At 66.2% G+C, this 12,476-nt stretch carries 16 protein-coding genes; 6 read left to right on the top strand and 10 right to left on the bottom strand.

All coding sequences use genetic code 11. From position 1 onward, the window contains the following. Nucleotides 1–116: 116 nt before the first annotated feature. The 8 genes from KY49_RS15475 to hyfB form a co-directional block, all read right to left on the bottom strand. Nucleotides 117–329 carry a twin transmembrane helix small protein gene (locus KY49_RS15475; protein WP_042585510.1) on the bottom strand — a complete coding sequence of 71 codons (213 nt, stop codon included), beginning with the start codon at nucleotides 327–329 and terminating at the stop codon, nucleotides 117–119. Between the two features lie 2 nt (nucleotides 330–331). After that, nucleotides 332–676: a hypothetical protein gene (locus tag KY49_RS15470; protein ID WP_042585509.1), complete on the bottom strand. Its 345-nt coding sequence runs from the start codon at nucleotides 674–676 to the stop codon at nucleotides 332–334. An 83-nt stretch (nucleotides 677–759) separates the two neighbouring features. After that, the gene (locus KY49_RS15465) at nucleotides 760–1,269 is read right to left on the bottom strand and encodes an NADH-quinone oxidoreductase subunit B family protein (protein ID WP_042585508.1); all 510 of its coding nucleotides are present in this window, start codon (nucleotides 1,267–1,269) and stop codon (nucleotides 760–762) included. Continuing rightward, a complete protein-coding gene (locus KY49_RS15460) occupies nucleotides 1,269–2,828 on the bottom strand; it encodes a hydrogenase large subunit (protein WP_042585507.1) in 1,560 nt (519 codons plus the stop codon). Before KY49_RS15460 ends, KY49_RS15465 begins: the two co-directional genes overlap by 1 nt. Before the next feature lie 3 nt (nucleotides 2,829–2,831). Then, nucleotides 2,832–4,295 (bottom strand): hydrogenase 4 subunit F, encoded by a 1,464-nt coding sequence (locus KY49_RS15455; protein ID WP_042585506.1) that lies wholly within the window; start codon nucleotides 4,293–4,295, stop codon nucleotides 2,832–2,834. Further along, entirely contained in the window at nucleotides 4,288–4,947 is a 660-nt protein-coding gene (locus tag KY49_RS15450; RefSeq protein WP_042585505.1) for a formate hydrogenlyase, read from the bottom strand. The genes KY49_RS15455 and KY49_RS15450 overlap by 8 nt, the downstream gene beginning before the upstream one ends. Continuing rightward, the gene (locus KY49_RS15445; RefSeq protein ID WP_042585504.1) at nucleotides 4,948–5,898 is read right to left on the bottom strand and encodes a respiratory chain complex I subunit 1 family protein; all 951 of its coding nucleotides are present in this window, start codon (nucleotides 5,896–5,898) and stop codon (nucleotides 4,948–4,950) included. Then, on the bottom strand, nucleotides 5,892–7,898 hold the full coding sequence (gene hyfB, locus KY49_RS15440; RefSeq protein ID WP_042585503.1) for a hydrogenase 4 subunit B: 2,007 nt from the start codon (nucleotides 7,896–7,898) through the stop codon (nucleotides 5,892–5,894). Before hyfB ends, KY49_RS15445 begins: the two co-directional genes overlap by 7 nt. A gap of 252 nt (nucleotides 7,899–8,150) precedes the next feature. On the opposite strand from hyfB, the gene KY49_RS15435 reads away from it, so the two are divergent. After that, nucleotides 8,151–8,918 (top strand): YoaK family protein, encoded by a 768-nt coding sequence (locus KY49_RS15435; RefSeq protein WP_042585502.1) that lies wholly within the window; start codon nucleotides 8,151–8,153, stop codon nucleotides 8,916–8,918. Nucleotides 8,919–8,998: 80 nt separating this feature from the next. Next, a complete protein-coding gene (locus KY49_RS15430) occupies nucleotides 8,999–9,184 on the top strand; it encodes a CopG family transcriptional regulator (RefSeq protein ID WP_010097212.1) in 186 nt (61 codons plus the stop codon). Nucleotides 9,185–9,212: 28 nt separating this feature from the next. Here KY49_RS15430 and KY49_RS15425 read toward each other — a convergent pair whose 3' ends face one another. Together KY49_RS15425 and KY49_RS15420 are read right to left on the bottom strand one after the other, a co-directional pair. Further along, on the bottom strand, nucleotides 9,213–10,055 hold the full coding sequence (locus KY49_RS15425; RefSeq protein WP_042585501.1) for a spermidine synthase: 843 nt from the start codon (nucleotides 10,053–10,055) through the stop codon (nucleotides 9,213–9,215). Nucleotides 10,056–10,109: 54 nt separating this feature from the next. Beyond that, nucleotides 10,110–10,454 (bottom strand): zinc ribbon domain-containing protein YjdM, encoded by a 345-nt coding sequence (locus KY49_RS15420; RefSeq protein ID WP_042585831.1) that lies wholly within the window; start codon nucleotides 10,452–10,454, stop codon nucleotides 10,110–10,112. A gap of 192 nt (nucleotides 10,455–10,646) precedes the next feature. Here KY49_RS15420 and KY49_RS15415 point away from each other — a divergent pair, with 192 nt between their 5' ends. The 4 genes from KY49_RS15415 to KY49_RS15400 are packed head-to-tail and all read left to right on the top strand — an operon-like array spanning nucleotide 10,647 to nucleotide 12,475. After that, on the top strand, nucleotides 10,647–11,108 hold the full coding sequence (locus KY49_RS15415; RefSeq protein WP_042585500.1) for a hypothetical protein: 462 nt from the start codon (nucleotides 10,647–10,649) through the stop codon (nucleotides 11,106–11,108). A 14-nt stretch (nucleotides 11,109–11,122) separates the two neighbouring features. Continuing rightward, entirely contained in the window at nucleotides 11,123–11,386 is a 264-nt protein-coding gene (locus KY49_RS15410; RefSeq protein ID WP_042585499.1) for an HPr family phosphocarrier protein, read from the top strand. A 5-nt stretch (nucleotides 11,387–11,391) separates the two neighbouring features. After that, nucleotides 11,392–12,204 carry a fused MFS/spermidine synthase gene (locus KY49_RS15405; RefSeq protein ID WP_042585830.1) on the top strand — a complete coding sequence of 271 codons (813 nt, stop codon included), beginning with the start codon at nucleotides 11,392–11,394 and terminating at the stop codon, nucleotides 12,202–12,204. A 49-nt stretch (nucleotides 12,205–12,253) separates the two neighbouring features. Beyond that, the gene (locus tag KY49_RS15400; RefSeq protein WP_042585498.1) at nucleotides 12,254–12,475 is read left to right on the top strand and encodes a hypothetical protein; all 222 of its coding nucleotides are present in this window, start codon (nucleotides 12,254–12,256) and stop codon (nucleotides 12,473–12,475) included. Nucleotide 12,476: the final 1 nt, after the last annotated feature.

Below are 12,476 nucleotides of genomic sequence, written 5' to 3'. Positions count from 1 at the left end.
TTTCGAATCACGCCGGGACAGCGCACCTGAAAATATAGGACAGGAGCCCCTCTTTTCAAACCAATAATCTAATCCGCTCAGTTATAAAACCGATCGGCGAGATAATTTACAAATTCCTACCGCCCGATGGGCAGCCCGGTCGGCTCGATCCAGCCGAGCCAGTATGCGAGAAGGAGCGCCAGAAACAGCGTGATCGACAACCCGACACGCGCCGCGAGCGCCCACGCCATTCGCTTGGTCGTTCCCCGATCGCGATTCATGTAGTACAGCGCGGAAATCAGGCTGCCGATAATCAAAATGAATGCGACAGCAACCAGTAACGTCTTCATCTTTAATGCCCTGCGAGATCAGAATCGGTTTCAATCAATGCGGCAAGCTTGCGCCGTTCGGCAGCGACGTCGCTCACGCCCGTCGCCGGCCAGTCCAATGCGACGCCGTTGGCCAGCGAGTCGCGCACGAGCGTCTGGTACTGCCAGTCGCTGATCCGGCCGTGTTCCATCGCACCTGCGATCTCGTGCCGGAATGCCGAAGGAAAGCTCTGGTACGCGCGTGACAGCGCCGCATACTGCCTCGCATCGATTTCCTTCGAGGACGGCATGGCAGCCCAGATGACGACCGCCACGATGGCGGTGAACGGGATGGCGGTATAGCGAAGAATGAATTTGAGCGGAGTCATGCAGCGAAAACTTGAGTCAATGCGAACAAGGGTTGTATCGAGGTTGGTGAAGCTTGGGCCATCAGCGGAAATCGCCGTCGGGCTCAGCGAGACCGGCACGCTGCCAGGATGCCTCGCAGCAAGTCGACCGGCGGCGGCGGACACCCGGGAATCGTCACGTCGACCGGCAGGATCGACGAGACGGGGCCGCACACCGCATAACTGTCGGCGAAAATGCCGCCCGTGCACGCGCATTCGCCCGCGGCCACCACGAGTTTCGGGCTGGGTGTCGCATCATACGCGGCGAGCACGGCCGCACGCATGTTCAGCGTCACGGGCCCGGTCACGAGCAGCAGGTCGGCATGCCGGGGGCTGGCGACGAACTTGATCCCGAGTCCCTCGATGTTGTAGACGGGATTGTTCAGCGCGTGGATCTCCAGCTCGCAGCCGTTGCACGAGCCCGCGTCGATCTGCCGGATGCACAGCGCGCGCCCGAGCAGATCGAGAATCTGCTGGCGAATCTGCTGCGCGTCGTGTCGCCATGCGTCTTCCGCCGCCGGCACGGGCTCGTCGGGAAAATCGGTGCGCGCGAATTGCCGGATGAGTTGCCACATCAGAGATCGTGCCCCGCGTAGTTCAGGTTGAACGATTTGTTGATCAGCGGGAAATCGGGAACGATGTTGCCGATGATCGCGTGCTCGAGCGCCGGCCAGTTCTGCCAGGACGGATCGTGGCAATGGCATCGTGCGATCACGTCGCCCGGTGCGAGCTCGAGCGCGACGAACACGTCGCCGCGCCAGCCTTCCACCCAGCCCACGCCTTGGGCAGGCGCCGCTGCGGGCGTCATGTCGACGGCAGGCGGGCCCTCGGGAAGATCGGCCAGCAGCGCGCGAATCACGCGCAGGGATTCATCGATCTCGGCGAAACGCACCGCGACGCGCGCGGCGACGTCACCGCGCGCGTCGCTGGCCGCAACGACAGCGAAGTCGTCGTACGGCGCCGGCCGCAGGTTCGCGCGCACGTCGAACGTCTGCCCGCTGGCGCGGGCCGCCATGCCGCGCACGCCGAAATGCTCGACGACATTGGTGTCCAGTCGTCCCGTGCCGAGAAATCGATCCTGCAACCCGGACTGGTCGTCGTAGATTTTTCGCATCACGTGGACGTCGCGTTCGATGCGTTCGCACTGCGCCGCCAGCACGGCCGCGTCCTCGGCGCGAACATCGACCGCCACGCCTCCCGGCACGATCCGGTCCATCAGATATCGATGCCCGAAGGTGCGCGCGTTCTCCCGTATCCAGTCCTCCTTGAGCCGCGAGAACTGGGCAAGCCCGAAACCGAACCCCGCATCATTGCCGAGCGCGCCGAGGTCGCCGAGGTGGTTGGCAACGCGCTCGCGTTCCAGCAAAAGCGCGCGCAAACGGAGCGCGCGCTTCGACAGCGCCACGCCACACGCCTGTTCGAGCGCCATGCAATAGGCCCACGAGAACGCAACGGTCGAATCGCCCGCAATCCTGGCGGCCACCCGCTGACCGCGCGACGCCGCGGTGCGTTCGAACAGCCGTTCGACGCCGCGATGGACGTAGCCGAGACGCTCTTCAAGGCGCAGCACCTTCTCGCCGACGACGGAGAACCGGAAATGCCCCGGCTCGATGATCCCGGCATGGATCGGCCCGACGGCAATCTCGTGCACGCCGTCGCCCGCAACCTGCACGAACGCGTAATCCGCCTCGCTCGACTCGAATGCCTCGACGCCCGTCGCCTGCCTTTGCAGCGGGAAATAATCCGCGGGCCAGTTGCCGTGATTGAGCCACGGCCGCGTATCCACGGCGCCGCGGGCCCGCAGGCCGGTCAGGTCGAAGATCGCCCGCTGCATGCGGGCCGCGCACGGAAACATCGGAACGAGATCGGGATAGTCGCCGCCGGCATCGGGCTTGCGCCCGATTGCGATGCGCGCCCACAGGATGCCGTCGTCGCATTCGTACGCGGCGTTCACCGCAAACGCGCCTTCGACGGCTTCGCTGCCCCACATCGCAACGAGCCGGTTGCGCTCCGCTCGCGCCGTCCGCGCAATCTCGAGCCACCCTGCTTCATCGGCGTCCACCACGCCCACCGGGATCTGGCCCGCACCGCGCGCGACGCGGGCGGCGGCAAGCTGCATCGTTTCGAGTCGCATGCGTCACCCCGCCAGCATCGTTGCGGCCTGGCGATACCACATCGCCAGGTACGGCGGCAAATAGAGCCCAAGCATCAGCCCCAGGCCCAGATGCACGAAGACCGGCAGCGGCGCGGGGCGATGCTCGAGCGGCCTGGCCGTCGTCGTCGCGCCGAACACCATGCGCTGCACGCGCGCGAAGATCGCCGCGAAGGCCACGGCGAGCCCGAGCAGCAGCAACGGCGCCGCCCACGGCAGCGTGTTGATGGCGGTCGTCAGGATCAGGAATTCACTCGCGAACACGCCGAACGGCGGCAAGCCGAGAATCGCGAGCGTGCCCAGCATCATGCCCCAGCCGACCGTCGGGCTGACCTGCAGCAGCCCGCGAATCCCGTCGATCGCCTGCGTGCCGGCCTTCTGCGCCGCGTGGCCGACCGCGAAGAAGATCGCCGACTTGACGAGGGAATGCACCGTCATGTGCAGCAGCCCGGCGAACGTCGCGACCGGGCCGCCGAGACCGAACGCGAACGTCATCAGCCCCATGTGCTCGATCGACGAATAGGAGAACAGCCGCTTGACGTCCTTCTGCCGGAACAGCGAGAACGACGCAACCAGCACCGACACGAGCCCGAAGCCGACCAGCAGCCGCCCCGGCAGGCCATTGCCCAGCGCGCCGTCGGCGAGCACCTTGCAACGCAGCACCGCATACAGCGCGACGTTCAGCAGCAGCCCGGACAGCACCGCCGAAATCGGCGTCGGGCCTTCGGCATGGGCGTCCGGCAACCAGCTGTGCATCGGCACGAGGCCGACTTTCGTGCCGTAGCCGACGAGCAGGAACACGAATGCGATCGACACGATGGTCGGGTCGAGGTGCGTCTTGACGGCGGCCAGGCTCGTCCACAGCAGCGCGTCGCCGTCGGCCAGCTGCCGGCTCGCGGCGAGGTAGAGCAGGATCGTGCCGAACAACGCCTGCGCGATGCCGACGCCGCACAGGATGAAGTACTTCCATGCGGCCTCGAGGCTCGCGGCGGTCCGATAGACGCTGACGAGCAGCACGGTCGCGAGCGTGGCGGCTTCCATCGCGACCCACAGCACGCCGAGGTTGTCGGTCAGCAGCGCGAGCAGCATCGCGAACATGAACAGCTGGTACATGCTGTGATAGAGCCGCATCCGCGCGGCCGTCATCCGGCCGCGGGCTTCCTCGACCTGCATGTACGGGCGCGAGAACAGCGACGTCGTCCAGCCGACGAACGCAGTCAGCGCGACGAGGTAGACGTTGAGCGGATCGACGAAGAAAGCCCGTCCGAACGCGAACGACGGGCCGTGCTCGACGGTGCGTGCGGCGAGCACGAGCGCCGCCGCGAACGTCGCGAAGCTGAAGCCGGCGTTCAGCGTGCGCGCGACATGCGTGCGTCGCACGCACGCAAGGCATGCGGCGGCCACGAGCGGAATGCCGAGCACGACTGGCACGACGTGGGCGTCACTCATCTTTGAGTTTCTCGAGGTGATGGATGTCCAGGCTGTCGAACTGCTCGCGGATCTGGAACATGAACACGCCCAGGATCAGGATGCCGACCAGCACGTCGAGCCCGATGCCGAGCTCGACGATCATCGGCATGCCGTTGGTGGCGGCCGTCGCCGCGAAGAACAGCCCGTTCTCCATCGACAGGAAGCCGATCACCTGGGGAATCGCCCTTGCGCGCGTGATCATCGCCATGAACGACAGCAGCACGCACGCGAGCGCGATGCCGAGCGTGCCGCGCGCGACCGACGTCGCGAGCTGGCTGATCGGCGCCGCGACGTTGAACGCGACGATCACCAGCACGATGCCGATCAGCAGCGTGGTCGGGATGTTGATGAGCGGCTCGACGTCGGCCTGCACGTTGAGCCTGCGCACGAGCCGATACAGGATCCACGGAATCACGCCCACCTTCAGCACGGCCGTCAATCCGGCGGACACGTACAGGTGCGCATCGCCCGTCACGATGCCGAGGATCAGGTTGGCCAGCACCAGCGCCACGCCCTGCAGCGTGTAGAGATGAATCAGCGACAGGATCCGCCGCTGGCTCAGCATCGCGAACGACAGCAGGAGCAGCACCGCCGCGAGGAAATTGATCAGTTGCGTCGCGTAGCCGTGCATTCACGCCCCCAGCAGCAGATGGACGAGCATGCCGATCACCGCGAGCAGGAACGCCGTCGCAAGAAACTCCGGCACCCGGAAAATCCGCATCTTCGCGTTGGCCGTCTCGACCACGGCGAGCGCGGCGCCGCCCGCCATCAGCTTGATGAAGAGCGCAGGCACCGCGAACACCAGCGCGAGCGGATTGCCCGCCGCGGCGATGCCCCACGGCATGAACAGGGCAAGGCCGATGCACGAGTACGCGAACAGCTTGAGGCTCGCCGCCCACTCCATCAGCGCGAGGTGCCGCCCCGAATATTCGAGGATCAGCGCCTCGTGGATCATCGTCAGCTCGAGGTGGGTGGCGGGATTGTCGACGGGCAGCCGGGCGTTCTCGGCGAGCGACACCAGCGTGAACGCGATGCCCGCGAACGCGAGGCTCGGATAGATCGTCAGCTCGCCCCGTCCGAGCGTCGCGACGATGCTCGTGAGCAGGGTCGACCGCGTGATCAGCGAGGCCGACAGCAGCACCATCAGCAAGGCCGGCTCCGCCAGGAAGCCGATCAGCATTTCGCGGCGCGCGCCGAGCGTGCCGAACGCGGTGCCGACGTCCATCGCGGCGAGCGACAGCGCGACGCGCGCGAGCGCAAACAGGCCGACGAGCGCGATCGCGTCCGCGGCGGGCGACAGCGGCAATTCGGTGGACAGCGTCGGCACGATCGCGCAGGCGAGCGTCATCGCCGCCCACACGACATAGGGCGCGCCACGGAACACCGGGCTGGCGTCGCTGGCGACGACCGACTCCTTGTTGAACAGCTTGTGGAGCATCCGGTACGGCTGCCAGATGCTGGGCGCGCGCCGGTTCTGCAGCCACGCGCGGCACTGGTTGACCCAGCCCGTGAGCAGCGGCGCGACGGCGAGCGCCACGACGATCTCGAGGGTTTGCGACAACACGCCGGATACGGTCACCATCGTCTCACCAGCAGCAGGAGCAGGATCAGCACGGCGAAGCTGTAGGTCAGGTACACGGCGATCTTGCCCGTCTGCAGACGGCCCGCCCATTCGCCCATGCGTTGCGCGAGCGTCGCGATGCGCTCGTAGAGCGCGGACCAGGTTCGGTCGGTGACCGAGACCCGATAGGCCGGCTGCGCATCGAACGGCGACGGCACGTGCCGCTCGATGCGCAGGAACGGCGCGAAGATCTCCCGGATCGGCTGCCCGAACCCTTCCGCCGTGTCCTGCATGCGCGCATTCGTGAACGGGAAGCCGCAGCTCCATGGCGCGGCGCGGCGCAGCCGGCCGTGGTAGAAGCGTCGCACCAGCACCCACGCGAGCGCGCAGCACGCGACGAAAAACAGCATGAACACGGCGGGCATGTAGCTGGCCCGCGCGGTCGACACGGGCACGAACAGAAGCCAGCCGTGGTTGTCCGCGCCGATGCCGGCGCCGACCAGCGTGCGCGTGACCCGGTCAAGAATCTTGACGAACTGCGCGGGCATCAGGCCGAGCAGCACGCCGGCCGCCGCGAACCAGCAGAACGCGAGCCGCTCCCAGCCATTCGCGTCGCGGGCGCGGCTCAGCTTCGCTTCTCTCGGCTGCCCGAGGAACACGATGCCGAAGAACTTGACCATCGTGTAACCGGCCAGCGCTGCCGTCATCGCGATCAACGCGGCCGTGATCGGCACCGTCATCGCGAGCACCGAATTCGGCAGGCTCGGCGTGAACAGGAAGCACTGCAGCAGGAGCCATTCCGCGACGAACCCGCTCAGCGGCGGCAAGCCGGCGCTGGCGACGACGCCGGCGAGCACGGCCCACGCGGTCCACGGCATGAAGCGGATCAGGCCGCCGAGCTTGCCGAGATTGCGCTCCCCGGTGGCGTGCAGCACGGCCCCCGTGCCGAGGAACAGCAGGCTCTTGAATGCCGCATGCGCGACGATCTGGTAGAGCATCGCCGTCAGCGCGAGCGCGGACAGGCTCGTCATGCCGTACGCGCGAAACAGCACCGCGACGCCGAGCGCGACGATCATCAGGCCGATGTTGTCGATCGACGAATACGCGAGCAGGCGCTTCATGTCGGCCTGGATCGTGCTGAACACGACGCCGAGCAGCGCGGTGCCGACGCCGAGCACGAGCAGCAGCACGCCCCACCACGCGAACTGCACGTGCAGCAGGTCGAACAGGGTGCGCAGCAGGCCGTACAGGCCGACTTTCAGCACGAAGCCGCTGAGCAGCGCCGATACGGGGGACGGCGCGGCGGGATGGGCATCCGGGAGCCAGACGTGCAGCGGGAACACGCCCGCCTTCGCGCCGAACCCGACCAGCGCGAACAGGAACGCGAGCGAAGCCCAGAGCGCATCGAGCGACTGCGCACGCATGTTGGCGAACGTGTAGTCGCCGGTGTGCGCCTGAAGAATGCCGAAGCACAGCAGCAGCGCGAGCGCGCCGACATGGGAGATCAGGAAATACAGGTAGCCCGCACGGCGGATCTCGCCGATCCGGTGGTTGGTCATCACGAGGAAGGTCGCGGACAGCGACAGCGTTTCCCACGCGACCATGAACACGTAGGCATCGTCGGCGACGAGCACGAGCGCGATGCTCGCGAGGCAGACGTGGTATTCGAAGCAGATGAGTCCCGGCGCGGCCCCTTCGCCCTTGCGGAAATAGCCGGCGGAGAACGCGCCGATCCCCGCGCTGACGACGCCGAGCACGAACAGGAAATAGCCGGAGAGCCGATCGACGCGCAGATGGAACGGCAACTCGGGCAGCCCGAGCGGCAGGATCGCGGTGGACGGTTCGGCAAAGATGGCGGCGAGCCCCGCCGCCCCGAGCAGCAGCCCGCCCAGCGCACCGAGCGGAAACAGCCCGTGCGCAACGAACCGCGTGCGATGCAGCACCCCGAGACCGAGCGCGCCGAGCGCGAGCCAGGCGGCCGCGACCAGCAGGACGAAATGGACGACCGGCACGGGTGCCATCCGGAATGTCTCCAGTACGCTCGGATTGGACGAGGAGCATGGAACGAACCCGAAGCGCCGGGCGCGACCCGTCCGTATTATGACATCGAAAGCCCCATCCAGATAACAGGATATGATAATGGCGTTATCATGCGAGACACATGCTTGACGAAATCGGGCGCGCCGGGGCGGGCACCTTGCCGGCCCCGGCGCGCCCGAAGGTCCCATCCGCGACGCCGTTGCCGCGGTGCCGAGTGAACGAGCAAAGAGCCTATGCCTGCGCAGTACTTTCGAAGCCTGACGGGAAAACACCGCAGCGCGGCCGCGAACCGCCAGCTCGGGCTGTCGCTCGCGTTCGTCGCCGGCGCAACCAATGCCGGCGGCTTTCTTGCGGTCAGGCAATACACGTCCCACATGAGCGGCATCGTGTCGGCGATCGCGGATCAGGTCACGCTCGGGGATGTCCGGCTCGTGCTCGCCGGCATCGGTTCGCTGGCATCGTTTCTCGTCGGAGCGGGATGCTCGGCGGTGCTCGTCAACTGGGGGCGGCGCCGGAGCCTGCAAAGCCAGTACGTGCTGCCGCTGCTGGTCGAAGCCGCGCTGCTGCTCCTGTTCGGCCTGCTCGGCAGCCACCTCGCGCTGTGGGAGGCGTTCTTCGTCCCGGTGACCGTGATCCTGCTGTGCTTCATCATGGGGCTGCAGAATGCGATGATCACGAAGCTGTCGGGCGCGGAGATTCGCACGACGCACATGACCGGCATCGTGACGGATCTCGGGATCGAGTTGGGCAAGCTCTTTTACTGGAATCGATCGGCGGTCGATCCGGACGCGCACGCGGTCATTGCCAACCGCGCGAAGCTGCGGATCCACGGCACGATGCTGGCGTCGTTCTTCGTGGGCGGCCTGACCGGCGCGATCGGCTTCAAGCACGTCGGCTACGTGTCGACCGTCCCGCTGGCCGCGGCGCTCGTCACGCTCGCGATCGTGCCCGTGGCCGATGATGTCCTGGCCTACGTCTGCCGGCTCGACCGCAGGCATTGACCTCGCGGGCGCTTCCCGCCGCGCCGCCGAAGGCAAATGCATTATAATTCGATTAGCATATTCGCCGACCCGTCCCCGCAATGGAAACGAAAACCGCACGCCTGACCGTCCTGATCGATCCCGCCAAGAAAGAGGCATTCGAAATGCTCTGCTCGGCACAAGATCTGACGCCGTCGCAAGTCGTACGGCAACTGATCCGCGAGTATCTCGAGCATCACGGCGTGACCTACAAGACCAAGAGCCCGCTCGGCAAGCGGGTGAAGTGACGCGCTGAAGAATGCCTGCGGGCGCCGATCAGGCGCCGATCGTCCAGTGCCCGTGCGCAGCCCCTTGCGCGTGCCAGGTCAGCCGTTCCGGATCGAGGCGCTCGCCTTGTTTCAGGCGCCCGGCGGTGGCGGCCAGCTCGAGTTCGCCGGCAAAGGCAAACGAGCGGGCGCGCTCGAGCAGGACCCGCCTGGACGGCAAACGATGGCCGCTCTTCCAGGCGAACGCGACGAAATTGCTGTCGTCGCCGCACCGCACGATCGAACAGGACGCACCGAATACGGCCTTCAGGCGCTCAAGGTGCAGCGGCAGCGCCGGATCATCGTCCGTGAAGTTGATCACGAGCACGCCCGCGTCGGTCAAACGCTCGCGACATGCGTCGAAGAAGGCGACGTCCGCGCAGCGGCTCGCGATCCCTTCCGTGACGAAAGCGTCCAGCAGGATCACATCCGCCCGGACGTCCTCCAGCATCACGTAGTCCGCACCATCGGCGCACACCACCTTGAACCGCGCGTCATCCGCCGGAATCCTGAACACGTCGCGCAGCGCGATCACCTCGGGGCTGATCTCGATCGCATCGATCGCGGCCTCGGGCAGGTTCCGATAGCAGAACTTCGCCAGTGATCCTCCGCCGAGCCCGATCATGCAGATGTGCTTCGGAGCGGGCTGCACCAGCAGAAATCCCATCATCGCGCACGTATAGTCGAGCGTGAGCTTGTCAGGATGCCTGAGCGACATGAAGCTCTGGGTCGCAAAGTGGTCGAAGTGCAGCGACACCGCGTGCTGCGTCTCCAGCACGAAGGGCCGCTCATCGCTCATCGGCGTCGACAGGAATTCGACGTACGCATCGTAGGAGGTTCGAGCCTCAGCCATTCTCGGTCTGCCCGCGCAATCAAACAGTGGATCGAATCAACCGCGAGCGGCCGGTCAGACCTTCTTCAGGAAACAGGCCTTGAGCATGAAGGCACCGGCGTCCGTCTTGCAATCGATCTCGTGATCGCCGCCGACGATCCGGATGCTCTTCACCTTGGTGCCCATCTTCAGCGTGATCGACGAGCCCTTGACGCGCAAGTCCTTGATCAGCACGACCGAATCGCCATCCGACAGCACGTTGCCGTTCGCATCCTTGACGACGTTGCCCGCAGGTTCGTCGCCCGCGTCGGCGCCGGCGCTCGCCGACCATTCGTGACCGCAGTCCGGGCAGACGAACAGCGCGCCGTCCGGGTACGTGTTTTCCATCGCGCATTGCGGGCATGAGGGGACGGTGTTCATTGCGGCTTCCATCTGGACGGTTTCGAGGCGATCAGTAAAAAGTACCGGCAAGCAACCCGCCTCACCCGAGGCGGCCATCGTGCCGGCACGCACGGCATTATAATGCAATTCACATATTCATACCGCTTGATTATAATTTGTCGCTCGCCGCCTTTCGCTGGACTTGCGAGCGGTTTCGCTGAGGATGTCGACATGTTCGAGCTGGATGGTGCGTTGCTGTTGCCCGACCGGCGTCCCGTGACGCTGCGTGAAATCGCGGGAAGCCGGGGGCTCGTCGCCGTGGGCGTCGGGCGCGGCGGCGAACGCGGCTTCCAGATGGTTCATCGCTTCCATGACGTCGGGGAGCAGCTCGCGGCGGCAGGCATCCATCTCGTGTTCGTCTATCCGGGGGAGTCGGCCCGGCATGTGATGGATCCGATCTCGGTCTCCAGTGCGCGGTTCCGGCGCCATCCGGGCCTGCTGCTGGATGCGGACGACCGCTTTTTCGAACCGGGCATACCGCCTCGATCGCTGCGCGCGGTGCACCTGAACGACGACATGAAACGACTCGACGGCATCGACATCAATTTGCAGAGCGCGACGTGGGAGATCGAGTGCCGGGCGTTTCTGGCGCACTGCCAGGTCGACACGGCGCACTGCCCCCAACGACCCTAGAGCAAACAAATACCGTGGCCACCGTTGTGCACTTACAAGTCGGTTCCGGCTGGAATCGAAATCGCGCGTACGCCGCTCAAGACGCGCTCGTCGACATGGCGCGCCGCTTCGAAAGCGACATCCTGCTGATTGCCAACGGGCGCCGCGGCAATGCGAAAGATGGCATGGCGATCGCATCGTTGCAGGTGCGCGGCGGCACGTCCGCTCAAGTGCTGGCCGCCGGCCCGGATGAAGAAGCCGCGCTTCAGGCGCTGTTGCCGTTGCTGCAAGAGAGGTGACCTGCATGCCGCCCATCGACTCGCCGTTCCTGGGGATTCGCGCCGCTCACTCAAACGCTGGCGCGGATGTGCCGGTGATCGTGGAATCCGAGCACCTCGTCTCGCTGTGCTTCGACGGTCGCGGCATGCAAAGCACCATGCTGCGCGTCGCCCCCGATGCGCTCGCACTCGGCTACACGCGCACGATGATGGGCTTCCTGCTGCTGCAGCCCGCTCCGGCGCACATCGGGATGATCGGGCTCGGCGGCGGCTCGCTGACGAAGTATTGCCGTCGGCATCTGCCGGACGCGCACATCACCGTCATCGAGATCAATCCGGACGTGATCGCGCTGCGCGACCGATTCTGCATCCCGCCCGACGACGAGCGGCTGTCGGTCGTCTGCGCGGACGCCGCGCAGGTCATGTCGACGACCACGCAGACCTTCGACGCGCTGCTGCTGGACGGCTTCAATGCGCACGGCCTTCCCGCCGAACTCGCCGGCGCGGCCTTCTACACGGCCTGCCGCGCGCGGCTGAATGACGACGGCGTGCTGGTCGCCAACCTGCTGCATGGCGATCCGCGACTCGGCGACGCGCTCACCGCGCTGCGCGATACGTTCGGCCCCTCGGCCGCACTGGCCCCGGCCGAAGACAGCGCGGAGAACCTCATCGTTTTCGCGTGGAAGAGCGATGCGCGGTTGCCGTCGCTCGAGACGCTGATGGCCCGCGCGGCTCGTCACGCCGGGCGGCACAGCGTCGATCTCGTCGAAGCGGCCGTGCGCATCGAGCTCGGCGCCAGCTACGACTGGACGCGCCTGGGCGCCTGCCTTGCCCTCTGATCCCGCCACACCCGGCGCCCCTGGCCACCCTCAACATTCTGGAGAAGCAATGAGCGACAGCGATACGTCAAACGCCCAAACCATTTCGGCGTCCGCCATCTGGGCGCTGGAGCGCCTGGCCGAGATCCGCTATGGACGGGAGACGCCCGCGCTGGGCTGGTCCGTCACGCGGGAGCTCATCAGCGCGGGCTTCGTCAACTACCCGACGAACGGCCGGCCCACTATTTCAATCACGCCGGCCGGCCGGACGTTCCTGAAGAACCGGAAATAAC

The organism is Burkholderia sp. MSHR3999, from assembly GCF_000833595.1.
Taxonomy (GTDB): Bacteria; Pseudomonadota; Gammaproteobacteria; order Burkholderiales; family Burkholderiaceae; genus Burkholderia; species Burkholderia ubonensis.
The sequence above is the reverse complement of the archived record's forward strand: the minus strand, read 5'-3'. Positions and strand labels throughout refer to the sequence as shown.

Bases quoted from the DNA above. Each gene is read 5' to 3' on its own strand.
- KY49_RS15475 (WP_042585510.1), bottom strand. From the start codon at position 329: ATGAAGACGTTACTGGTTGCTGTCGCATTCATTTTGATTATCGGCAGC.
- KY49_RS15470 (WP_042585509.1), bottom strand. From the start codon at position 676: ATGACTCCGCTCAAATTCATTCTTCGCTATACCGCCATCCCGTTCACC.
- KY49_RS15465 (WP_042585508.1), bottom strand. From the start codon at position 1,269: ATGTGGCAACTCATCCGGCAATTCGCGCGCACCGATTTTCCCGACGAG.
- KY49_RS15460 (WP_042585507.1), bottom strand. From the start codon at position 2,828: ATGCGACTCGAAACGATGCAGCTTGCCGCCGCCCGCGTCGCGCGCGGT.
- KY49_RS15455 (WP_042585506.1), bottom strand. From the start codon at position 4,295: ATGAGTGACGCCCACGTCGTGCCAGTCGTGCTCGGCATTCCGCTCGTG.
- KY49_RS15450 (WP_042585505.1), bottom strand. From the start codon at position 4,947: ATGCACGGCTACGCGACGCAACTGATCAATTTCCTCGCGGCGGTGCTG.
- KY49_RS15445 (WP_042585504.1), bottom strand. From the start codon at position 5,898: ATGGTGACCGTATCCGGCGTGTTGTCGCAAACCCTCGAGATCGTCGTG.
- hyfB (WP_042585503.1), bottom strand. From the start codon at position 7,898: ATGGCACCCGTGCCGGTCGTCCATTTCGTCCTGCTGGTCGCGGCCGCC.
- KY49_RS15435 (WP_042585502.1), top strand. From the start codon at position 8,151: ATGCCTGCGCAGTACTTTCGAAGCCTGACGGGAAAACACCGCAGCGCG.
- KY49_RS15430 (WP_010097212.1), top strand. From the start codon at position 8,999: ATGGAAACGAAAACCGCACGCCTGACCGTCCTGATCGATCCCGCCAAG.
- KY49_RS15425 (WP_042585501.1), bottom strand. From the start codon at position 10,055: ATGGCTGAGGCTCGAACCTCCTACGATGCGTACGTCGAATTCCTGTCG.
- KY49_RS15420 (WP_042585831.1), bottom strand. From the start codon at position 10,454: ATGAACACCGTCCCCTCATGCCCGCAATGCGCGATGGAAAACACGTAC.
- KY49_RS15415 (WP_042585500.1), top strand. From the start codon at position 10,647: ATGTTCGAGCTGGATGGTGCGTTGCTGTTGCCCGACCGGCGTCCCGTG.
- KY49_RS15405 (WP_042585830.1), top strand. From the start codon at position 11,392: ATGCCGCCCATCGACTCGCCGTTCCTGGGGATTCGCGCCGCTCACTCA.
- KY49_RS15400 (WP_042585498.1), top strand. From the start codon at position 12,254: ATGAGCGACAGCGATACGTCAAACGCCCAAACCATTTCGGCGTCCGCC.